This is a genomic window from Pararhodobacter sp., from assembly GCF_034676545.1.
In the GTDB taxonomy this organism is placed as follows: domain Bacteria; phylum Pseudomonadota; class Alphaproteobacteria; order Rhodobacterales; family Rhodobacteraceae; genus Pararhodobacter.
On the sequence record NZ_JAUCBZ010000015.1, the window covers coordinates 3,202,866 to 3,224,118 of the forward strand.

Consider the following 21,253-nt stretch of genomic DNA (forward strand, 5'->3'; position numbering starts at 1 on the left):
TATGCACCACTTGACCTCCAAGCCGCAAGGCCCGTGCGCAATGCGACTTGCCGTTCCGAAGAAGAAGAATATTGGGAAGAATAATTAGCGTCCCGCCGAAGAGTTTACTCAGCGGCGGGAATATAAAAAGCGGGTGGAATAAAGTCAGTTCATTTGCTGAACAACGATCACATCAAAATTGGCCCTGCACCATTGCGTGCCGCCCATATGCCTGATTTGCCCGCGGATCGTCACCGGATCCGCTGTCGTTTCACTTACGGTCCGAGGCCACATCGCCAAAATCCGGATATCGGCATGATTGTCGTCCCCTTGCAGAATCCACCACGGCCGCGAAAAGTTCCCGCCGTGTTCCGCAGCCTGCCATATGCCCGAGAACGAGCCGCCGTACACCGTTGTTCCGATCGAATTCGTCTGTGTATTCAGAACAATGGACTCCCAATCCCCGTTAGAGCCAACACCATTCGGGTGAAACCTTGCACTGACTTGAAAACCCTGCTCGCGCCAACCAACGTTTATGCAAGCTGGCGTGAAGCCATACATCACACCGCCGCCATTGAATTGTCCGGTCCCGGTCTGAGCCAGAGATTGTGTTGCAAGCGCTGCCGTTAATACTGCAGCGGAGCCAAGCATACGCGTAAATCGTTTCATGGTATTCCCCCTCCAATAAACCTGCTATTGCCCTCAAGGAAGACAACGCACCTCGCCAAGAAACCCACGATATCACGATTTCGCTATCTTTAATAGATAGATAATCGGAACCTATAATCCATTTAACTCTCGTTTTTATTACGGGACTTAAATGCCATTTATCGCAAGAAAGAGAATGGGATAGCCATTCCAATGAATGACCTTTGCGCTGCTATTCACCACGCAAGACCGAGTTTTGGTCAGCCAAACGCCCTATGCGCGATTCGACTTTCGCGCCAAACCCAGATCATCGAGAATCGCGTAGAACGCGGGCAGAACCAGCAGGACCAGCAGCGTCGAGGCCAGCATCCCGAACACCAGCGCCACGACCAGCGGTTTCAACACCTGCGCCTGAAGCGAGGCCTCGGTCAGCAGCGGGACCATGCCGATCACGGTGGTGCTGACGGTGATCAGGATCGGCCGGAACCGCGCCCGCACGGCCTCGCCGGCGGCATGGGCCAACAGCAGCCCCTCGGCGCGGCGTGCCTTGATCACCTCGACCAGCAGAATGGCGTTGTTCACCACAATCCCCGCCAGCGACGCCGCGCCCATCATTGATGGCATGGAGATGTCATAGCCCATCAACCAATGCCCCCAGACGACGCCGATCAGCGCCAGCGGAATGGTCAGCATGACGATCACCGGCTCGGTGTAACTGCGAAACTGGAAGGACAGCACCAGATAGATGCCGAGCAAGCCGATGGCGAACCCCCTGAGGATCGAGCCCGAGGTTTCCGCCAGATTGGCGGCTTGCCCCTCGACATGCACTTGCAGACCCGGCACGCGCCCGATCAGCGATGGCAGGAAGCCGGCGCGCAGATCGGCGGTGATGGCGTCGGCGTTGCCCAGTCTCGGATCGACATCGGCCTCGATGGTGACACTGCGCAACCCGTCCACATGCGTGATCGTGCCCCAGCCCCGCGCCTCGGAGATGCGCAGCACCGTGTCCAGCGGCACCGTGCGTCCATCCGCCAGAAGAAAGGTGAAGTCGGACAGATCCGCGCGTTGATCGCGGTCCTCCAGCGTCAGGATCAATTCGATGTCATGCGCGATGGCCCCGGTGCGCACCTCGGTCAGGGACGCCCCCAGAAACGCCGCGCGCAACTGATTGGCCACCTCGGCCGAGGTCAGGCCCAGCGCCGGGGCACCCTCGGTCAGGGTCAGGCGCAATTCCGGTTTGCCGGGGCGCAGGTTGATCGAGGCGTTGCGCACCCCGCGATAGGTTTGCAACTCGTGCAACAACAGGCTGGCGTTTTGCTGCAGCACATCCAGATCGCGGTGGGTCATGCGCAACTCCAGCGCCACGCCCTGCGGCCCCAACCCCGGTTCGGTGATGATCAAGGATGCCGCACCGGGCAGCGCGCCGATGGCCTCGCGCCAGGCGGTTGTGAAACCGTCCAGCGTTGTCGCGCGGGTCTCGGCGCCCAGCAGGTCCACCGAAATGGTTGCCACATGCGCGCCGGTTTCCCCGGCGGACAGGTTGCGGTTGAAGCGCGTGATGCGCCGAATGACCAAGGATTGCGCGTCAGGCTGGTCCGGGGTGAAGGCCGCGTTGACCTCGGCCAGCGCCGCCTCGACCTGCGCGACGGCGATCTCGGTGCGGGCCAAGGGCGTGCCCTGCGGCATCATGATCCGCGCCTCGACCACGTCACCGTCGATATCGGGGAAAGCCTCGCGCTTGACGATCCCCGAGGCCAGACCGCCCACCGTCAGCACCAAACCCGCAATCGCCAATCCGGTCGTCAGATAGCGCGCCTTGATGGATTGGTCCGCCAGCCAACCCATGCCGTCGCGCAGCTTTTCAAACCCGCCATCAAACGTGCGGCGGAAAAATCCGGGCGGTTTGGGGAGGCGGTCGGCCTCGTGGCGCAGGTGATGCGGCAGAATCAGAAATGCCTCGATCAGACTGGCGGCAAGGGCGGCAATCAGCACAATCGGCAGGACTTCCAGCACCTTGCCCATGGTCCCCGACAGGAATGACAGCGGGCCGAACACCGCCACCGTGGTCATGAACGAGGCCGACACCCCCGGCACCACGGCCAGCGCACCACGCACCACCGCATCAACGCCGTGCCCACCCTTGGCGGCCTCGACGGCGATGGAATCCGACAAGACGATGGAATCGTCCATCACGATGCCTATCGCCATCAACAGCGCGGTCATGGTGATCATGTTCAACGTCAGGCCCGTCACGGCCATCCACGCCAGCGCCCCCGCCATCGCCACCGGCAGACCCATCGCCGCCCAAAGCGCCAATCCGGGGCGGAAAAACAGGCTCATCACAATCACCACCAGCACCAGCCCCATGGCCCCGTTGCGCACCAGCATGGCCAGACGGTCACGCACAATCGAGGTGGTGTCCTGCACCACCAGCACTTGCAGGCTGGCGGGCGCGGCTTCGGATTCGCGGGTGATCACGCCGCGCAGGACTTCCAGTGCGCGCAGGGCATCGGTGCCGCGCGGCTTGTGGATTTCCAGCAGAATGGCGGGCACCCCGTCGAGATAGGCGCGCTCCTCGGCGGGCAGATGCGTTTCGGTGATTGTCGCGACATCGCCCAGCACCAAGCGTGCGCCATTGTCCAGCACCAGCACCGGCAGGTCCGCCAGTTCCGCGATGCTGCGCCGCTCCTCGGTCAGGCGCAGGCGCAGGTCGCTGCCCGGCGTCTCCAGCGTGCCGACCGGCTGATCCAGGCTCTGCGCGCCCAGCACAGCCGCCAGACCGGCCACCGTCAGCCCATGCTGCGCCAGCACCGCGCGCGAGGCCTCGATGCGGAATTGCCGTGTGCCCAGCCCCGAGCGATTGACCAGCGCGATCTCGGGCAGCGCGGCGATCCGGTCGGCCAGACCGTCGGCGAACAGGTCCAGATCATGCAACGGCATCGCGCCGGACACCGCGACCGAGGCGACGACATCGGTGCGAAACAACTCGCGCACCAAGGCCGGGTCGGCGCGGTCGGGGAAACTGTCAATCGCGCCAACTTCGGTGCGGATCGCGTTCACAAAACGGATCACATCGCCACCGCTGGCCATCACCGCCACGGCGCGGGCCAGGTTGTCTTGCGCGCGGCAGGTCAGTTCCTTCAGCGATTCCACGCCTTGCACGGAATCCCACAACGGGCGGCAGATCGCGTCCTCGACCTCGCCCGCCGTCGCCCCGCGATAGGCTACGGTAATCTCGACCTCGGTGTCGCGAAAATCGGGAAAGGTTTCGCGCACCAGAGTTGGCAGGGTCATCGCCCCCACCGCCAGAAACAGCAGCAACAGCAGATTGGCCGCCGTCGGGTGTTTTGCGAACCAACGGATCATGGCGTGACGGGCAGCAGTTGCAGACCGGGAATGGCGGGCGCGATATCATCGAGGATCACCCGGTCGCCGACCTCAAGCCCCGAGGCGACAACCACCACTCCACCCTGCCGGAACGCCATCTCGACCGGCCGCAGCTCAAGCTGATCGTTGCCGTCCGCGACATAAACCATGCCGCCATGCAGCGCCGAGGCCGGGATGGTGATCACGTCACGCAACTGCGGCCCGACCATCGTCACCTCGACTTGCAGGTTCGACACCAACGGGATGCGTTCAGGCGGGCGGGCCCCGGAATAGGGGTCATCAACCTCGATCACCACCTGCACGGTGCGAGCGCGGGCATCCAAGGCGGGCTCAAGCCGGGACACGCGGCCTTGCCAGATCTGCTCGGGGCTGGCGACCGGGGCAACCGTGACGCCCAGCGCGATCATCTGCGCGTCGCGCATGTTGTCCAGAACACCGCCTTGCAGATCGGCACTGGAAAGCAAGCGCTGAAAGGCAGAGATGGGCACTTGCGCCAGGATTTCAGCGCGGTCCAACCCCTCGCCCGCCGCAAGTTGCTGGCCAATCGTGACGTATTGAAACTGCTGCACGGGCGCCTGTGTGATCCGCACGTCAAACGGCACAGTGATCACGGTATGGCTGAGGTCGCGACGCGCCCGTGACAGGGCGGCCTGTGTGCGCGCGACCTGCGCTGCGTTGCGGCTTTGGCGCGAGGGGATCAGCGCCAGCACGTTTTGCAACTCCACGACCACGCGCCGCGCGGCCAGAACGCCACGTTCGGCTTCATCCGCCCGCGAAGGTGCCGCGCTGCCCTGGGCGACCAACTCGCGCACGCGGGCGGCATCGGACTCGCTCAGCGCCAAGCGGGCTTCCTCCAGCGCCATCACGCGACGGGTGTTCAGCGCTTCGGCTTCGATTTGCGCGGCCTCGGCGGTCAACACATCCAGATCCGCCTCGGCCTGTGCAATCGCCAATTCGTAATCCGCCGGGTCAATGCGCATCACCACCGTTCCGGCCGACAGGATCTGCCCGGTTTGCAGCGCGTCATGGTGCCAGATCACGCTGCCCCGCACCTCGGACACGGCCGTCCAGGTCTCGGCGGCGCGCACATTGCCCCAGCCGCGCGCGGTGGGCGCAAGCGACACCCGCTCAACCGGCGCGACGCGAACCGCCATTCCGGTCATCGTCGAGGCCACGCGCACCGGGCCGGGGGCCTGTGCGACCAGACGCGAGGTCACCATTGCGGCCAGGGCAATGGGAAGAACGAAGATCAACAGGGCTAAAAGTCGCCTCACATTCCACTCCTTGCATGATTTTTGACCGTATCGCCCTGACCTTTCAAACGCAAGCAACGTTCAACGCATGGCATCGCGCCTTGCACAGGCCCGCGCGCGCGGCTAAACCGCAACGCGGTCCTTGCCGGAGAAAGCCATGTCCACGATTGATCTTGAAACTGCGCGGCGTGTGGCGAAACTCGCCCGCATTCGTGTGCCCGATGAGAACCTGCCGGTCTTGGCAGAGCAACTCTCGGGCATCCTGACCTTTATGGAGCAGTTGAACGAAGTGGATATCGAGGGCATCGAGCCGATGACCTCGGTCACGCCGATGCGCCTGAAACGTCGCGAGGATGTGGTGACCGACGGTGATATTCAGGACAAGATCCTTTCAAACGCCCCCGATGCCCGCGAGGGTTTCTTTGCAGTGCCGAAGGTGGTCGAATGACGTTGAATTCCCTGACAATCGCCCAAGCCCGCGATGCGTTGCGCAAAGGTGACGTGACCTCGGTTGACCTGACACAGGCCTGCCTGACCGCAATTGACGGCGCCGACGCGCTGAACGCCTTTGTGCACAAAACGCCCGAGCTGGCGCTGGAGCGCGCCCGCGCGGCGGACGCCCGCCTCCAGGCCGGCGACGCGCCCGCGATGTGCGGCATTCCCTTGGGCATCAAGGACCTGTTCTGCACCGAAGGCGTGGCCTCACAGGCCGCCTCGAATATCCTCAAGGGCTTCAAACCCAACTACGAATCCACCGTGTCGGCCAAGCTGCGCGATGCGGGTTCGGTAATGCTGGGCAAGTTGAACATGGACGAATTCGCCATGGGCTCGTCCAACGAGACCTCGTGCTATGGCAATGCCGTCAACCCGTGGAAGATCGACGACCGACAGTTGACGCCGGGCGGCTCATCGGGTGGGTCGGCCTCGGCGGTGGCGGCGGACCTGTGTCTGGGGGCAACCGGCACCGACACCGGCGGCTCGATCCGCCAGCCCGCGGCCTTCACCGGCATTGTCGGCATCAAGCCAACCTATGGGCGCTGTTCGCGCTGGGGCGTCGTGGCGTTTGCCTCGTCGCTGGATCAGGCCGGGCCAATGACCCGCACCGTGCGCGATGCGGCGATCATGCTGGGCGCGATGTGCGGCCATGACCCCAAGGATTCCACCAGCGCCGATCTGGCCGTCCCCGACTTCGAGGCTGCCCTGACCGGCGACATCAAAGGTCGGAAAATTGGCATTCCGCGCGAGTATCGCATGGATGGAATGCCCTCGGAGATTGAAAAATTATGGTCCGAGGGCGCGGCCATGCTCAAGGATGCCGGTGCCGAGATCGTCGATATCTCGCTGCCGCATACCAAATACGCGCTGCCCGCCTATTACGTCATTGCCCCGGCCGAGGCATCCTCGAACCTCGCGCGCTATGATGGTGTGCGCTATGGTCACCGCGCCAAACTCGACGCGGGCGACGGCATCACCGAGATGTACGAGAAAACCCGCGCCGAAGGGTTCGGCTCCGAGGTGCAGCGCCGCGTGATGATCGGCACCTATGTGCTCTCGGCCGGGTTTTATGACGCCTATTACAACCGCGCCCGCAAGGTCCGCGCCCTGATCAAACGCGATTTTGACGAGGTATACGCCAGCGGGATCGACGCGATCCTGACCCCGGCAACCCCCTCCGCGGCCTTTGGATTGGGGGAAATGGCCAATGCCGACCCGATCCAGATGTACCTCAACGACGTGTTTACCGTCACCGTAAACCTCGCTGGACTGCCCGGGATTGCGCTGCCGACGGGCCTTGATGGCAAAGGGCTGCCGCTGGGCCTGCAGCTGATCGGACGCCCCTGGGCCGAGGCCGATTTGCTCAACACCGCCTATGTTTTGGAAAAAGCAGCAGGATTTGTTTCCAAACCGCAAAAATGGTGGTAATCTGCCGAAAAAACAAGAATACGAGCAGAGGCAGATATGCGCATTTCGGCAGTTGCGGGAGCACTGACCCTATTGGGGTTGGCGGCCTGTTCGGCAGGACCTGAGTCCTATGCCACCATGACCACCGGGGTCGGGTTTGGCGATTATCAACGCTATCTTCAGGAACGAGAGGCCTCGCGCTCTGCGTCCGGCGCGCCCTATTCCGTGCCGCCAGAGGTTCGCTCTGCGACAGCACTTGTGCCACCGACCACCATGCCGCCTGCGCCATCGACGCTTGCGGCCGTGCCGGTTCGATACGCAGCCGCACCCGTTGCACCACCGGTCACCGCCCCTCTTGCGGCGCCGATGGCGACCGCCGCGCCGCAGTCACCGATTGCCATGCACCCGCTCGCCGCGCCTCAGCAACAGCCCCCCGCCCAAGCCGCGGTGCAGCACCCTGCGCAAACGGCTCCCCGCCCGGTTGCGACAGCCTCGACGGGTACCATGCGCACGGTCCAGGCGGACGCCGCCTTTGGCACGACTCCCAGCTTTGACGCAGGCCCCAGCCTTCGTCCGCAAATATCGGATGAGCAAGATTTTCAGGCCGTCTCGGCCCGCGAGAGCATTGAAAGCGACCGCGACCGCATTGCCAGCCAACGTGCACAATATCAGGTGATCGAGGTCACTTCGGTCCCCGGGCATTCGGTCAGCGGCGGCCCGAACATCGTCGCCTATGCGCTTGGCACAAACCACGCGCCCGGCACAGAAGTTTACCGCCGTATCAATCCGTTACGCTGGTCTCGCTGGGAAAACGCCTGTCTTCAGTACCGCAATCAGGACGCCGCGCAAGAAGCCTTTCTGGAGAATGGCGGGCCCGAGCGCGACTCTGGGCACCTTGACCCCGACGGCGACGGATACGCTTGCTGGTGGGACCCCACGCCCTTGCGTCAGGCGATGGCCTCGCGCTGACCTGTGGCGGTGATCTGGCACCCGTCGCCCAACTTCGGCCCTCGGCGCAACGGGGAAACTCCCAGCCTTGTCGTCTTGCATTTCACGGAAATGACCTCGGCCAAGGCGGCGTTGGACAGGTTGTGTTCACCCGCTGCCGAGGTCTCCGCTCACTATCTGATCGGTCGCGACGGAACTGTCTGGAAGCTGGTCGACGAGGAACGCCGCGCGTGGCATGCGGGAGCCGGGGTCTGGCGCGGGCAAGACGACGTCAACTCGCGTTCGATCGGCATTGAGCTCGACAATGACGGGGCAAGCCCGTTTGCAGCACCCTTGATGCGCGCGTTGGAGGCGCTGCTTGGCGACATTCGGACGCGCTGGGCCATCCCCGCAACAGGCGTCATCGCGCATTCCGACATGGCACCCGACCGCAAGATCGACCCCGGCGCGCGGTTTGACTGGCGTCGCCTGGCACGATTGGGCCATGCGATATGGCCCGCGCAATCCGGCGACGGCACGCGACCCTTGCAAGCCTCGCTGGACAAGATCGGCTACCCCGAAGCGCCGGCACAGGCCCGGCTTCGGGCCTTCCGGCTCAGGTTCCAGACCGGGTCGGACGGGCCGGAAACAGCGCATGACAGAGCCGTGGCTGATGCGCTCACCCAGATGTATGACATTGGATAAGTGAACTGATGCGCCTCGTTCGGCGCGTTTTTACATCACCAATGTTGTAAATATGAAACCCGACACAACGTCTTGATTTGTGCTCCGCGTGGATCATCCGGATCGGGGCGCAGCCCCGCGCGGCCGCAGGCTGCGCAAACCGGACGTGGGGTTGCGCGGGGCCTCGTGCCCCGTGCACCCCCACGTCAATCTCTCGGATCAATGCAGCCGGGCGCGGATCCGCTTCAGCGCCAGCCAGACCCCGCCAATCACCAAGGGGGTCAGCAGCGCCATCACACCGGTTTTCTCCAGACCAAACGGCTCGGCAAAGGGCAGCACCAGATTGGCCAGCAGCCCGACTGCATAATAACTGATCGCGACGACCGACAGGCCTTCGACCGTATGCTGCAACCGCAGCTGCAAATCGGCACGACCATCCATGCTCTTCAGCAGCGCCTGATTCTGCGCCGAGCGCGCGACCTCGACCTGGGTGCTCAGCAACCGCCCCGCGCGCATGGCGCGCTCTGACAGGCCCGACAACCGCGCTTCTGCCGCCTTGACCGTGCGCATCGCCGGATCGTAGCGGCGGCGCATGAATTCCGCAAAGGTCTGCCGCCCCTCGAACCGCTGCTCTCGCAGCACGCTGATCCGGTCGTGCACGATCGCCTCATAGGCCCGTGTCGCACCAAATCGAAACGACGCCGCCATCTCCAGCCGCTCAAGCTGTGCCGATACTGTCATCAACGCCTCCAGCGCACCCTCGGCATGGCTTGCCCCTTTGGCCATCTCGTCCATCAGATTGGCCAAACGCTGATCCAATGCGCCCATCTCATGCGAGACCTCGCGCGCTCTGGCCAGCCCCAGCATGGACATGGATTTATACATTTCGATTTCGCTCAGCCGTTGAACGATCCGGCCAACGCGCCGCAATCCCATTGTGGGATGGGCAAAGATCGCCATGCGGGTATGCCCTGCCGGATCAATCCGAAAGTCCGAGGCAACAATCGCCGCGCCATCCAGCACCGAAACCGCCGCGAGACTTTCGGCGACAAACCAGTCGTCAAGCCGCGCGTGCAATGCCATGGAATCGGGCGCGCCGTTTGACAAAGGCATGACATCTATATGAAAAACAATCGAGGATACACGCACGCCGGTCATGGTTTCGAGCCATGCCTCGGGGAACACATCGAAGGCCGACGGGTCGAAGGCGCGCTCGCCCAGACCCTCTTTATACGCCACCCAGGTGGTGAATTCGGTGTGGTTTTCCCATTTGAACCCGTGCCGCCCCAAACTGCAGCCGTGATGCGTGGCGTCCGGTGCGGGGTGCGGCGCGCCGAAGCGGTCGAGCAACGCAAGCAACTGCCGGCGATCCTGAGTGCGGTCCCGTGCTGCGGCATCCTGGGCGGGCTTGAGCGCCAGGAACACCGCCGTTGACGGCACCGAGATCACCGGGGCCGGGCGCGCGTGCAATTCATTGGTCAGCGCATAGCGCAACGGATGGTCTTTGATCGGTGACATGGTCATTCCAAGGGTTTTCGGCATTAAAGGCTGCAAGCGCGCTCAGGAAAAGCCACGCCAGCGCGCAAACCCCTGAAACCCGCAGTGTGCAACGGTATCCTTGCAATTGTGCAACGCGTCAGTCGCCGGGCCGCGCGGGATCAGCCGCGCTGAAACAAGCCCCTGAGGGCCGTTGCGGTCAACACCGTCACGCCCGGCCTGCGCCCCATGCGAAACGGCAGCGGTCGGCACAGGTCCATTGCCGCCACGCCAACCCGCACGGTCAGCGCGCCGTTCACCACGCCTTCGCCGAAGCGACGCGAGAGTTTCGACAGCAGCCCACCGCCCGCCACCGAACCGATCAAATCATCCCCCACCGCCACCATGCCCGTGGCCATCAGGTGAACGGCGACCGATTTCGCCAGCCGCCAGTTGCCAAACGTGCCGGGTCTGCCGCCGTAGAGTTCGGCGATGCGGCGGATCATGCGCAGGTTCGTGGCCAGTGCCACCGCCACATCGGCCAAGGCCAGCGGCACCAAGGCGGTGGCCAGCGCAACTTGCCGGGCGGCGGCTTCTATTTCGGCCTCGACACGGGCATCCAGTGCGATCAGCAAGGTTGCCTCGGCGGTTTCGAGGGCGGCTTCGGCGTCCAGGGAGTCATGCGGATCGTGACCGTGGACGCCGTAAAGCGTATTCAGGGCCGTGGCGACCGCGCGCGCTTCGGGCAGGTCATGCGCCGCGAGCGCCGCCTCGGCGCGGTGCCGCAGGGCATCGAGACGCCGCAAGCGGCGGATCCCCAGCGCCTCGCGCAGCGCCCAAGCCAGCAGCGCCACAACCAGCACCGCCGACAAAACCGCCGCCAGCCAGCCGAGCACCGGACTTCGGGCCAACAAACCTGTGGCAAAGTCCCAGGCGGCGACGCCCAGCACCAAGGACACCAGCGCCGAGGCCGTGAGCGCGATCCACCCCCCTGCGCCGCGCCGCGCGGGCTGTGCCAGGTGCGCGATCGCGGCTTGCATGGCGCGCCCTTCGGGGTCGTCGATCTCGGGCTCGGCGGCGTAATCCGGCAGGGGTTCATCAAGCTCGATCAGCACGGGGCCTCGGTCAGACGGGCGTGGATTTTCGGTCATATCAAACGATCCCCCAGCAAGAATTCCGCCGCCGCATCCAGACGGATATGCGGCAGCCCCTGCCCCGGTGTCCGGGTCAGGGTTGGCGGCGCGAAATGCATCACGCCGTAATCGCCTTGCAGCCAACGCGCTGCGCCGTCTCGCGCCGGGGCCAGCAAGCGTGCGGGGTCCTCGGGCAACTCGCCCGCATTCACCGCGACTTGGCGACCATCGGTCAACTGCCCTCGCACAAGGTCAACTTCGCGGCCCTGATGGGTGCGGCTTTCCTCGACGGTGGCGCGCAGGGCGGCAATCGACAGGGCCTTGGTTTCCGCGCCCGAGAAATGCGCCCGATCGCGGGCCTCACGCAGCATGGCCTCAGCCAAGGCGGTCAGTTTGGCGTGTTGCGAATGGTGCAGATGGTCGGCTTTGGTGGCGGCAAAGAGGATCTTTTCCACCCGCTTCCCGCGCAAGAGCGCACTGAAAAACCCGTTTGCACCGGGGCGGAACGCGGCCAGCACCTCGGCCATTGCGCGGCGCTGATCTTCAAGGGCGGCGGGGCCGCGGTGCACCGCCTCCAGCACGTCGATCAACACGACCTGCCGATCCAGACGCGCGAAATGGGTTTCAAAGAACGGGCGGATAACCTTGGATTTATACGCCTCGAAGCGGCGCGCATTCTCGCGCCACAGGCTGCCGCGCGTGCCCTCAGCGCCGGGCAAAGGCGCAAAGGTCAACACCGGAGATCCCGCCAGATCGCCGGGCAACAAGAAGCGACCGGGCGTGCAATCGGACCAACCGGCCGCGCGCGCCTCGGTCAGATAGCCGGTAAAGGCCCGTGCCAGGCGTTGCGCGGTGGCCTCGTCATGTTTGGACTGCGGCTCAACGCCCTCAAGCGCCGCAAGATAGGCCGTCGCCTGCGGACGTTTGGGCAAGCGCGTGAGCACCTCGGCGGACCACTCGGCATAAGACTTGCCCATCAGGCCCAGATCCAGGATCCACTCGCCGGGGTAGTCCACGATGTCGATGTGCAGTTTTCGCGGCCCGGTCAGGCTGCCAAACAACCCGGTTGGCGCAAGCCGAAACGACAGCCGCAATTCGCTGACCGCGCGCGTGCCATCGGGCCAACGCGGCGTGTCACCGGTCAGCGCCGCAAGGTGGTTTTCATAGTCAAAGCGCGGCAAGGTCATGTCGGGCTGCGGCTGCAAATAGACACCCTTGATGGTGCCCATTTGCACCGCCTTCATGCGCTGCATGCGCCCCGGTTCCATCAGATTGTGCACAAGCGCCGTGATGAACACGGTTTTGCCCGCACGGCTCAGGCCGGTGACGCCCACGCGCAGCACCGGCTCAAAGAAGGCCTCGGACACGGTGTCGCCGACAGATTCGAGCGATTGGGCGATAAACCCGGTTATGCTGCTGATCAAAGGGCCACTCCGGTTGGCGTTTCTAACAGAATAGGCACGATGCCGAGGGTTTTGAAGGCCAGAGGGCTTGCCCATTCACGCAACCGCCGCATATTGGCCCCATGATGCAAACACTTCTCTCCATTGGGCACGGGTTTTCCGGTCAGGCCACCGAACGCGCGCTGGGGCCGACGTGGCAGGTGCTGGGCACCTCACGCACCAAAGGGGACGCCGCGGTGCACTGGCCTGATGGCGTGGCCGGGGCTTTGGCCCGTGCCACGCACCTCATTTCATGGGTGCCGCCCGGTGATGACGGCGACCCGGTGTTGCCCGTGCTGCAGGGGCACGTCGCACCGAACCTGCGCTGGATTGGCTATGCCTCGGCCAGCAGCGTCTACGGCGATACAGGAGGCGCATGGATCGACGACAGCGCGCCCGACGCACCAGAAACCGCGCGCGGGCGCAAACGTTTGACCGCCGAGGCCGCGTGGCAGGCCCATGCCGATCACTTGGGCGTGCCCTTGGCCCGGTTCCGCATCGCCGGGATCTATGGTCCGGGGCGCTCGGTGTTTGACGCGCTGCGCGCCGGGCGGGCGCAACGGGTGATGAAACCGGGTCAGGTGTTCAACCGCATCCATGTGGACGACCTTGGCACCATCATTGCCGCCGCCGCCAAGGGCCGGCTGGAGGGCGCGCTGATCGTTTCGGATGATGCGCCCGCGCCGATGGCCGATGTCACCGCTTATGGCGCCGAATTGCTGGGCTTGCCCTGCCCACCCGCCGTGGCGTTTGACAGCGCCGACCTCAGCCCGATGGCGCGGAGCTTTTATGCCGAGAACAAGCGTCTGAGCGCGCGCCGCGTGGCCGAGGAGCTGGGCGTGACCCTGGCCTATCCCGACTACCGCAGCGGATTGGCGGCGATCCTCAGGGCGGGCGGCTGACGGGGTTGCCGTGCGCGCCTCGTCGCCGTATTCAGACGCGCGCCCAACCTCGGACCAGCCATGCCCCGCTTCGCGTTTCGCATCGAATACAACGGCAGCCCGTTCTGCGGCTGGCAACGACAACAGAGCCTGCCCTCGGTGCAAGAGGCGCTGGAAACGCGGCTTGCGTTGCTGAACCCCACCGAACCGCGACTGGCAACCGCGGGCCGCACCGACACGGGCGTCCATGCGACGGGACAGGTGGCGCATGTCGATCTGGCGCGCGCCTGGGACCCCAATCGCCTGATGCAAGCCCTCAACCAGCATCTCAAACCCCTGCCCATTGCAATCACCGCCTGCGCCGCGGTGCCCGACGATTTCCACGCCCGGTTCAGCGCGATCGAGCGCCGCTATACGTTCCGGCTGGTGGCACGGCGCGCCCCTGTGGTGCTGGAGCCGGATCTGGTCTGGCATGTACGCGGTGCGCTTGATCTGGGTGCGATGCAGCAAGCGGCCGCGCATCTGATCGGGCACCATGATTTCACCACCTTCCGCGCCAGCCAATGCCAGGCGAAATCACCGCTGAAAACCATGGACGAAATCCGCATCGACGAATTGCCCTATGCGGCAGGGTCCGAGTTCCGCTTTCATCTGCGGTCGCGGTCGTTCCTGCACAATCAGGTGCGCTCGATCATCGGCACGCTGGAGCGGGTCGGCGCGGGCAAATGGCATCCTGACCGCATGGCCGAGGCGCTTGCCGCGCGCGACCGCACCGCCTGCGGCCCGGTCAGCCCGCCGCAGGGGCTCTATCTGGCTGGCGTTGGCTACGCACAGGACCCGTTCGAAGGCCGCTAGGTCAGCAGCTTGAACCGCTGATAGATGACACCGCGCTCATGGATGGTCTGCGCCAACGGGTGCATCGGCACCGGCCGATCATGGCCGCCAAACAGCCGCACGCCTGAACCCAACAGGATCGGCGCGCGTTTCAGGCGCAGTTCCTGGATCTGCCCCTGCACCAGCAAACTGCCCGCCAAGGCACCCCCACCGCACAGGTAAATCGGCGCATGCATTTCGCGCCTCAGCCGCGTCAGGCGCGCGATCACATCATCGCGCACCGTTTCGACCGCGGCATCTGCAGGCAGATCAAGGCTGGCGGACACCACCAGCGCCTGCATATGTGGGTAGGGGTTGGCACCGGGTTTGAGCCCGCAGGCATAGCCGAATTCATAGGTCCGCCGCCCCATCACGACCGCACCATAGGTCGCCAGCCGCGCGCGATACTCTTCGACCACGGCCCCTTCATGGGGGAAGCCGGACACATCGCCATCGGCGCCACAAATGAAGCCGTCCACCGAAACGGCCACGTCATAGATCACATCTTGCATGAGAATTCTCCTGCATATCAACACGTTCAGGCCGCGCACGGCCAGTCGGAAACGAGGTGTTGATTACAGGGTCATTGTCAGGGCACTCCTGTGTGTCCGGACAGTCTCTCACAGGTCCGCATGGTTTTCAAACACGGGAACCCCCGGCGCGGTGCCGAGGGTTCACGTCCGTTCCACCATTCGCCCTCAGGTCAGACGCGCGCGGTGCCTTGGTTGTGCTTGCGCGAAACCAGCATCTTGGCGGTTTCCACGGCAACCGCCGCGTCGCGACAATAGGCGTCCGCGCCAATCGCCTTGCCGAATTCTTCATTCAGCGGCGCGCCCCCCACCATGACGATAAAGTCGTCGCGGGTGCCTTTTTCCTTCAGCGTGTCGATGACCACCTTCATGTACGGCATCGTCGTGGTCAGAAGCGCCGACATGCCCAGAATATCCGCGCCCTCACGCTCAAGCGCCTCGATGTATTTCTCGACCGGGTTGTTGATACCGAGATCGACAACCTCGAAGCCCGCGCCTTCCATCATCATCCCGACAAGGTTCTTGCCGATATCGTGGATGTCGCCCTTGACGGTGCCGATCACCATCTTGCCCATGCGCGGCGCGCCGGTTTCCACCAGCAGCGGCTTGAGGATGAACATCCCCGCCTTCATCGCGTTGGCGGCCAGCAGAACCTCGGGCACGAACAGGATCCCGTCGCGAAAGTCGTGGCCGACAATCGTCATGCCCGCAACCAACGCCTTGGTCAGGACGTCATAAGGCGTCCACTTGCGCTCCAGCAGGATATTGACGCCGTCCTCGATTTCTTCCTTGAGGCCGTCATACAGGTCGTCCATCATCTGCTGGACAAGCTCTTCGTCGTTCAAATCCGACAGGATGATGTCGTCGTCCTCGGCCATGGCGCGATTCCTTGAAACTGTTGCTCACTCGTGGATGCGGCAGAACCGCACAGTCCGGTGGTCCATTCCCGACATGCCCAATATGAAAGGCGACAGCAAGCCTTTGTTTGCGCGAACCGCTTGAAATTTGTTCCCTGTTCGTTCATATTTTGACGCATGTCAAATGCCCGCCCGCCCCTTCCTGCCGTTGATCCGACCCTGCGCGCGCGGGCACGCGGCACAACCGCGCAGCCCGCACCACGCTTTGAGCGGCACACACGCGAGTGGATGGATGACGGCTGGGACCACACAGACGAGGAACGACAGGTGCAACGCGATGTCAGCCTTGAGACGCCGCGCAGCGTGATCGCGTGGAACCAATCGCCGGATCTGGGGTTTGATCGCGCCGTGAACCCGTATCGCGGCTGCGAACATGGCTGCATTTATTGTTACGCCCGCCCGTCCCACGCCTATCTGGGCCTGTCGCCGGGCCTGGATTTCGAGACCCGGTTGGTGGCGCGCCCCGATGCCGCCAAAGTGCTGGAACGCGAGCTGGCGCGCAAATCCTACCGCGTGGCACCGCTCTGCCTTGGCTCGAACACCGACCCCTGGCAGCCCATCGAGGCCACGCATCGCATAACCCGGTCGTTGCTCGACGTGTTGCGCGACTGGCGCCACCCGGTGACGATCACCACACGCGGCGCGTTGATTGAACGCGACATCGACATTTTGCGCGACATGGCGGCCTTGAACCTTGTGCAAGTGGGGATCAGCGTGACGACACTTGACGCCAAACTGGCCCGCGCGATGGAGCCCCGCGCCCCCGCTCCGACCCGGCGTCTGGGCATGATCAAAGCGCTGTCCGAGGCCGGGATTCCGACGCGCCTGATGATGGGGCCGATCATCCCCGGCCTCTCGGATCACGAGATCGAGCCCATCATGCAAGCCGCCCGCGACGCCGGTGCGCGGGTCGCATGGTGGAGCCTGCTGCGACTCCCGCGAGAGGTCAGCCCCCTGTTTCAGGACTGGCTTGAACACCATCGCCCCGGCCACGCCGCCAAGGTGATGACGCGGCTGCGCGAGATGCGCGCGGGCCAAGACAATGACAGCGCCTTTCACAGCCGTTTTCGGGGCCAGGGCGCGATGGCGGATTTGCTGGCGCAACGGGTCAAAATGGCGCGAAAACGCTTGAAATATGAGGATCGACTGCCAGATCTGGCGCGCGATCTTTTCAGGGCGCCGCCAAAAACCGGGGATCAACTGTGCCTGTTCTGATCGACAGGCGGGCCACCGGCGTGGCCGCTCGTAGGGTGCGTGCTTGCACGCACCGTCACAAATTGGACGCGGGGCACGATATTTTGTGCCCCGCGTCAGAAAATCTTAGCGACAACGCTGGGTTACATACCCCCCACGGCCATCCGCATAGGCGCATTCATTGGTCTGCGCGTTGCGGGCAACCAAGGCACCCGCCGCTGCGCCGCCCAGCGTCGCGAGGATGGTCCAGTTGGGATTCGCGCCAAACGCGTTTGCCAGAACCAAGCCACCGGCTGCGCCTGCCAGACCGCCAACCGCCGTGCGTTCGTTCGTCGACATGGTGCAAGCCGACAGGCCAAACGACCCGACAAGGGCCACGATAAGTAGGGATTTCATAAAAAGTCTCCTGTGAGTGAACTTGGCACTACTGTAGCGCTGCAATTTCCACCGAACAGAAGGAATACACATCTGAGCGTGATTCCGCTTGGCGGAAATGCGCCCGATAACTGCACTGTGATGGAACCCGCATCAATCCTCGAACAACTCGCTTTGGCCGGTCAGATCTTCGCCCTCGTCATCGTCGCCCGGGTTGCTCAACCCGCCTGGCAGACCCCGGCTATCCAGCAACCCCGCATCGCGCAATTCCTTGAGGCCCGGCAGATCACGCGGGCTTTCCAAGCCAAAATGGTCCAGGAATCCGTCGGTCACGACAAAGGTCAGCGGGCGTCCCGGCGTCATCCGGCGACGCCCGAACCGGATCCAGTCGAGCTCCATCAACTGATCTATCGTGCCACGCGACAGCGAGACGCCGCGGATCTCCTCGATCTCGGCGCGCGTCACCGGCTGATGATAGGCGATGATCGCCAGCGTTTCGGTGGCCGCGCGACTCAAGCGGCGGGTCTCGACCGTCTCGGTGCGCATCAGCCAGCCCAGATCGGGCGCGGTGCGCATGGCCCAAAGGTCGCCGACCTTGACCACATGCACGCCTCGGCCCGCATAGCGCGAGCGCAGATGCGACACCGCCTCGGCGGCATCGCAGCCCTCGGGCAGGCGTTTGTTCAACTCGGCAATGCTGACCGGCTCGGCCGAGGCAAACAGGATCGCCTCGACCATGCGCTCTTGCTCGGCCATGGGTGGCACGGGAAACAGACCCGGCGATTTCGGATCGAAGGGCGCATCGGCAGACTCGGTCATGTTCGGTCCTCTGGGCGCGCGCGGAGGTGGATCGGGGCGAAGGTCTCGGATTGCCGGATCTCCAACTGCCCCTGTTTGGCCAATTCCAGCGAGGCCGCAAAAGTCGAGGCCAGCGCCGAGCGCCGGCGGCTGCCCGCCTTGCGCCAACCGGGCGGCAGGAAGCCGGCCAGATCGGCCCAATCCGGCGTGAGCCCGATGATGCCACGCAACCGGTCCAGCGCGGTTTCCAGCGGGTAAACATCTTTGCGATCATAGGCATAGGGGCGGAATTCGTCCTTGGTCCGGATCCGCGCATAGGCCTGCACCAGTTCCAGCAAGGTTGCTGTGTGCTGCGTGCGTTTCTCGATCGACATGGTTTCGGGCATACCGCGCGCGAAGAATTCGCGGCCCAGCCGGTCGCGCCCCATCAACCGACCCGACGCCTCGCGCATCGCTTCCAGACGCTCAAGCTGAAAGGCCAGATGCGCGGCGAGATCCTCGGCGCTGGGGCCGTCCTCGGTGGGGTCCGGTGGCAGCAACAGCCGCGATTTGAGGAACGCCAGCCAGGCCGCCATGACCAGATAATCCGCCGCCAACTCGATACGCAACACGCGCGCAGCCTCGACAAAGCGCAGATATTGCTCGGCCAGTTGCAACACCGAGATCCGCCGCAGATCGACCTTTTGGCGGCGCGACAGGGTCAACAGCAGATCAAGCGGCCCCTCGTAGCCCTCGACATCGACGATCAGCGCCTCATCTTCGAGCCGTGCCGCGACATCCAGGTCCGCGCGATTGGGGTTTGCCCCCGTCGTCTCGACGTCGCTCATCGCGGATCAGGCCTTTGGGTTGGTCAAAGCGTCAAATTCTGCGGCAATCGCTGCAATGTCAATGTTGCCGGGGTATCGGCGCGCCTTGAGGGCCAAGTCGCCGCGCGCCAATGCCGCCCCCTGCAGGCGGCCTGCGGCATCCACCACCGCGTGCATCTCGTCCAGATCCCCCGAACAATGCAGCACCAGATCGCAACCCGCCGCAACCGCCTTGGCGCTGCGCTCTGCCATGGTGCCGCGCAGGGCGTTCATGCCGATATCGTCGGTCATCAGCAGCCCGGAAAACCCCAAGGTCTCGCGCAGATAGCGCAGAACAACGGCGGACTCCGTCGCCGGAAAGCCGGGGTCCAAGGCGTCATACACGACATGCGAGGTCATCCCCAGCGGCAGGTCATGCAAGGCGCGCACCGGAATGAAATCATGGGCCTCAAGGGCCGCCAGCGACGCGGTGCAGCGCGGCAGATCGTGGTGGCTGTCGGCGTTCGCGGCGCCGTGTCCGGGCAGATGTTTGACCACCGGCAACACGCCGCCCGCCAGCAACCCCGCGGCCGCTGCGCGGGCGAGTTTGGCGGTCTGGTGCGGATCGGCGGACCAGATTCGGCGTTGCAGGAACGGGTGAGTCTGTGGCCCGGCCACGTCGATCACCGGCGCGCAATTGCCATCGACACCCATCGCGCGCAGCTCCGCCGCCATCAGATGATGCCTCAGGAACACGGCCCGCGCACCGCCGGACTGAACGCTGGCATCGGCCCAATTGCGTGCCAGAGGCGGGCGCAAACGTTGCACGGTACCGCCCTCTTGATCCATGAAGATCGGCGCATCGCGGCCCACCGCGTCACGAAGCGCCTGTGTGAGGGTGCGCAATTGCGCGGCATCGCCGACATTGCGCTTGAACAGGATAAAACCCCAAGGCTGCGCGTCACGGAAAAACACCGCTTCGCCCTTGCTCAGGCAAAGCCCGGCGCAGCCCAGAATGGTGGCCCCGATCATCGCCGGGTCAGCGGATCAGGACGGGGATGCAATCGGCATTATCGGCCAGAAACACCGAGCAGAAGCGACGTGCCTCGGGTTCGTCGCTGAACCCATGCGCGCGCAACCGATAGAAGGTGCGCCCCCCAGCCGAGGCGGATTCGATGATCCGACCGCGGTTTTCCAGATACGCCGGGAAACGCGCGGCCAGATTGTCCCACGCGGCGCGCGCGTCCAGGTCGCTGTCATATGCGCCCAATTGCACAAGGCGCGTTCCGGGGGCCAGCGTGTCGGGGTCGATGTCAGTCACCTGCGACGGGGCCAGGCGTGTTACCAGCTCTTGCAACAGTGCCTCGGCTTGCGCGTCGGTTCCGGCTGGGGCGTTTTGCGCGAATGTGTCTGCCGAGGGTGCTGCGGCAACGGCCGTGAGTTGCGTACCGCCGCCCGGACGAGCACGCGGGAACCGCGAACGCGAGATGCCGGGCAGTGACGCGGGCACCAGATCGAGCGCCACGGCTTGCGGCGCCTCGGCACCGGGCACCGCGATCAGCGCCTGTTGCGGCGGTGTCGTCACGGGTGCCAGACTACTGGGCGCCGCAATGGGCTGTGACGTCGAGGCAACCAAGGCGGCAACCGCGCGGTCTTCGGCGCTCAGTTGCACGGGCGGCGGTGCCAGCGCAATGGTCTGCGCGGCGTCTGCCGCGTTGCCCTCGGCGGCGACGTTATTGACCGCAAGCCCTTGATACGAGGCCTGCAATCCACCGGGATCGTCCGGCGTGACACGGTATGGCCCGGCCAGAGCGCGGATCACCGGAACGCCCGAGACATCGCGCACCATCAAGCGATACGACCAGATACCAACACCCGTGACCAGCGCCATCGAGACCAGCGCCCCGACCAGATTGACGAACCGCCCGACACGCGGAGGGGCGGCGACGGGCGCTTGCGCATACTCGGAGTTCTGCTGGTATGGGTAAGTCTGCGACCCCGCAGGATGCTGCGGAGTCCCCGAGTGCTGCGGGGCGCGATACGCCTCGTAGTGCAATTGTGCCATGCTC

General features: G+C 64.5%; 20 protein-coding genes. 7 read left to right on the top strand and 13 right to left on the bottom strand.

The annotated features are described in order from the left end of the window. Positions 1-144 precede the first annotated feature (144 nt). The 3 genes from VDQ28_RS19155 to VDQ28_RS19165 form a co-directional block, all read right to left on the bottom strand. Positions 145-648 (bottom strand): hypothetical protein, encoded by a 504-nt coding sequence (locus tag VDQ28_RS19155; RefSeq protein ID WP_323037448.1) that lies wholly within the window; start codon positions 646-648, stop codon positions 145-147. 252 nt (positions 649-900) lie between these two features. Further along, positions 901-3,993, bottom strand: a complete 3,093-nt coding sequence (locus tag VDQ28_RS19160; RefSeq protein ID WP_323037449.1) for an efflux RND transporter permease subunit — start codon at positions 3,991-3,993, stop codon at positions 901-903. Then, entirely contained in the window at positions 3,990-5,288 is a 1,299-nt protein-coding gene (locus tag VDQ28_RS19165; protein ID WP_323037450.1) for a hypothetical protein, read from the bottom strand. Before VDQ28_RS19165 ends, VDQ28_RS19160 begins: the two co-directional genes overlap by 4 nt. A 136-nt stretch (positions 5,289-5,424) precedes the next feature. On the opposite strand from VDQ28_RS19165, the gene gatC reads away from it, so the two are divergent. From gatC to VDQ28_RS19185, 4 genes are read left to right on the top strand one after another with little or no spacing between them, the layout of a single operon-like run. Next, on the top strand, positions 5,425-5,715 hold the full coding sequence (gatC, locus tag VDQ28_RS19170) for an Asp-tRNA(Asn)/Glu-tRNA(Gln) amidotransferase subunit GatC (protein WP_323037451.1): 291 nt from the start codon (positions 5,425-5,427) through the stop codon (positions 5,713-5,715). After that, positions 5,712-7,190: an Asp-tRNA(Asn)/Glu-tRNA(Gln) amidotransferase subunit GatA gene (gatA, locus tag VDQ28_RS19175; protein WP_323037452.1), complete on the top strand. Its 1,479-nt coding sequence runs from the start codon at positions 5,712-5,714 to the stop codon at positions 7,188-7,190. The genes gatC and gatA overlap by 4 nt, the downstream gene beginning before the upstream one ends. A gap of 36 nt (positions 7,191-7,226) precedes the next feature. Continuing rightward, positions 7,227-8,138, top strand: a complete 912-nt coding sequence (locus VDQ28_RS19180) for a hypothetical protein (RefSeq protein ID WP_323037453.1) — start codon at positions 7,227-7,229, stop codon at positions 8,136-8,138. 3 nt (positions 8,139-8,141) lie between these two features. Then, positions 8,142-8,801 carry an N-acetylmuramoyl-L-alanine amidase gene (locus VDQ28_RS19185; protein ID WP_323037454.1) on the top strand — a complete coding sequence of 220 codons (660 nt, stop codon included), beginning with the start codon at positions 8,142-8,144 and terminating at the stop codon, positions 8,799-8,801. A gap of 198 nt (positions 8,802-8,999) precedes the next feature. Here the strand turns inward: VDQ28_RS19185 and VDQ28_RS19190 are convergent, their stop codons facing one another. The 3 genes from VDQ28_RS19190 to VDQ28_RS19200 all read right to left on the bottom strand — a co-directional run bounded on the left by VDQ28_RS19190 (position 9,000) and on the right by VDQ28_RS19200 (position 12,813). Continuing rightward, a complete protein-coding gene (locus tag VDQ28_RS19190; RefSeq protein ID WP_323037455.1) occupies positions 9,000-10,298 on the bottom strand; it encodes a DUF3422 domain-containing protein in 1,299 nt (432 codons plus the stop codon). A 140-nt stretch (positions 10,299-10,438) separates the two neighbouring features. Beyond that, complete coding sequence (locus VDQ28_RS19195) at positions 10,439-11,407, bottom strand: TIGR01620 family protein (RefSeq protein ID WP_323037456.1); 969 nt, start codon at positions 11,405-11,407, stop codon at positions 10,439-10,441. Beyond that, positions 11,404-12,813: a YcjX family protein gene (locus VDQ28_RS19200; RefSeq protein WP_323037457.1), complete on the bottom strand. Its 1,410-nt coding sequence runs from the start codon at positions 12,811-12,813 to the stop codon at positions 11,404-11,406. Before VDQ28_RS19200 ends, VDQ28_RS19195 begins: the two co-directional genes overlap by 4 nt. A gap of 101 nt (positions 12,814-12,914) precedes the next feature. On the opposite strand from VDQ28_RS19200, the gene VDQ28_RS19205 reads away from it, so the two are divergent. Then, positions 12,915-13,733 (top strand): SDR family NAD(P)-dependent oxidoreductase, encoded by an 819-nt coding sequence (locus VDQ28_RS19205; RefSeq protein ID WP_416349405.1) that lies wholly within the window; start codon positions 12,915-12,917, stop codon positions 13,731-13,733. A gap of 60 nt (positions 13,734-13,793) precedes the next feature. Next, positions 13,794-14,567: a tRNA pseudouridine(38-40) synthase TruA gene (gene truA, locus VDQ28_RS19210; protein WP_323037458.1), complete on the top strand. Its 774-nt coding sequence runs from the start codon at positions 13,794-13,796 to the stop codon at positions 14,565-14,567. Here the strand turns inward: truA and VDQ28_RS19215 are convergent. Together VDQ28_RS19215 and VDQ28_RS19220 are read right to left on the bottom strand one after the other, a co-directional pair. Beyond that, the gene (locus tag VDQ28_RS19215) at positions 14,564-15,097 is read right to left on the bottom strand and encodes a dihydrofolate reductase family protein (protein ID WP_323037459.1); all 534 of its coding nucleotides are present in this window, start codon (positions 15,095-15,097) and stop codon (positions 14,564-14,566) included. The two genes, truA and VDQ28_RS19215, sit on opposite strands and share 4 nt — an antisense overlap. 191 nt (positions 15,098-15,288) lie before the next feature. Further along, positions 15,289-15,993, bottom strand: a complete 705-nt coding sequence (locus VDQ28_RS19220; RefSeq protein ID WP_323037460.1) for a B12-binding domain-containing protein — start codon at positions 15,991-15,993, stop codon at positions 15,289-15,291. 156 nt (positions 15,994-16,149) lie between these two features. Between VDQ28_RS19220 and VDQ28_RS19225 the strand changes: the two genes are divergently transcribed. Continuing rightward, on the top strand, positions 16,150-17,247 hold the full coding sequence (locus VDQ28_RS19225; protein ID WP_323037461.1) for a PA0069 family radical SAM protein: 1,098 nt from the start codon (positions 16,150-16,152) through the stop codon (positions 17,245-17,247). A 105-nt stretch (positions 17,248-17,352) separates the two neighbouring features. Here VDQ28_RS19225 and VDQ28_RS19230 read toward each other — a convergent pair whose 3' ends face one another. The 5 genes from VDQ28_RS19230 to VDQ28_RS19250 form a co-directional block, all read right to left on the bottom strand. After that, positions 17,353-17,622 carry a glycine zipper 2TM domain-containing protein gene (locus VDQ28_RS19230; RefSeq protein WP_323037462.1) on the bottom strand — a complete coding sequence of 90 codons (270 nt, stop codon included), beginning with the start codon at positions 17,620-17,622 and terminating at the stop codon, positions 17,353-17,355. 132 nt (positions 17,623-17,754) lie between these two features. Beyond that, positions 17,755-18,420, bottom strand: coding sequence for an SMC-Scp complex subunit ScpB (gene scpB / locus VDQ28_RS19235; RefSeq protein WP_323037463.1), 666 nt, complete (start codon positions 18,418-18,420; stop codon positions 17,755-17,757). Next, positions 18,417-19,226: a ScpA family protein gene (locus VDQ28_RS19240; RefSeq protein ID WP_323037464.1), complete on the bottom strand. Its 810-nt coding sequence runs from the start codon at positions 19,224-19,226 to the stop codon at positions 18,417-18,419. The genes scpB and VDQ28_RS19240 overlap by 4 nt, the downstream gene beginning before the upstream one ends. A gap of 6 nt (positions 19,227-19,232) precedes the next feature. Then, positions 19,233-20,216, bottom strand: coding sequence for a glycoside hydrolase family 3 N-terminal domain-containing protein (locus VDQ28_RS19245; protein WP_323037465.1), 984 nt, complete (start codon positions 20,214-20,216; stop codon positions 19,233-19,235). Between the two features lie 7 nt (positions 20,217-20,223). Continuing rightward, positions 20,224-21,249, bottom strand: a complete 1,026-nt coding sequence (locus VDQ28_RS19250; protein ID WP_323037466.1) for an SPOR domain-containing protein — start codon at positions 21,247-21,249, stop codon at positions 20,224-20,226. Positions 21,250-21,253: the final 4 nt, after the last annotated feature.

Coding starts and splice junctions, on each gene's coding strand:
- VDQ28_RS19155 (WP_323037448.1), bottom strand. CDS start 648: ATGAAACGATTTACGCGTATGCTTGGCTCCGCTGCAGTATTAACGGCA.
- VDQ28_RS19160 (WP_323037449.1), bottom strand. CDS start 3,993: ATGATCCGTTGGTTCGCAAAACACCCGACGGCGGCCAATCTGCTGTTG.
- gatC (WP_323037451.1), top strand. CDS start 5,425: ATGTCCACGATTGATCTTGAAACTGCGCGGCGTGTGGCGAAACTCGCC.
- gatA (WP_323037452.1), top strand. CDS start 5,712: ATGACGTTGAATTCCCTGACAATCGCCCAAGCCCGCGATGCGTTGCGC.
- VDQ28_RS19180 (WP_323037453.1), top strand. CDS start 7,227: ATGCGCATTTCGGCAGTTGCGGGAGCACTGACCCTATTGGGGTTGGCG.
- VDQ28_RS19190 (WP_323037455.1), bottom strand. CDS start 10,298: ATGTCACCGATCAAAGACCATCCGTTGCGCTATGCGCTGACCAATGAA.
- VDQ28_RS19195 (WP_323037456.1), bottom strand. CDS start 11,407: ATGACCGAAAATCCACGCCCGTCTGACCGAGGCCCCGTGCTGATCGAG.
- VDQ28_RS19205 (WP_416349405.1), top strand. CDS start 12,915: ATGATGCAAACACTTCTCTCCATTGGGCACGGGTTTTCCGGTCAGGCC.
- truA (WP_323037458.1), top strand. CDS start 13,794: ATGCCCCGCTTCGCGTTTCGCATCGAATACAACGGCAGCCCGTTCTGC.
- VDQ28_RS19215 (WP_323037459.1), bottom strand. CDS start 15,097: ATGCAAGATGTGATCTATGACGTGGCCGTTTCGGTGGACGGCTTCATT.
- VDQ28_RS19220 (WP_323037460.1), bottom strand. CDS start 15,993: ATGGCCGAGGACGACGACATCATCCTGTCGGATTTGAACGACGAAGAG.
- VDQ28_RS19225 (WP_323037461.1), top strand. CDS start 16,150: ATGTCAAATGCCCGCCCGCCCCTTCCTGCCGTTGATCCGACCCTGCGC.
- VDQ28_RS19230 (WP_323037462.1), bottom strand. CDS start 17,622: ATGAAATCCCTACTTATCGTGGCCCTTGTCGGGTCGTTTGGCCTGTCG.
- scpB (WP_323037463.1), bottom strand. CDS start 18,420: ATGACCGAGTCTGCCGATGCGCCCTTCGATCCGAAATCGCCGGGTCTG.
- VDQ28_RS19240 (WP_323037464.1), bottom strand. CDS start 19,226: ATGAGCGACGTCGAGACGACGGGGGCAAACCCCAATCGCGCGGACCTG.
- VDQ28_RS19245 (WP_323037465.1), bottom strand. CDS start 20,216: ATGATCGGGGCCACCATTCTGGGCTGCGCCGGGCTTTGCCTGAGCAAG.
- VDQ28_RS19250 (WP_323037466.1), bottom strand. CDS start 21,249: ATGGCACAATTGCACTACGAGGCGTATCGCGCCCCGCAGCACTCGGGG.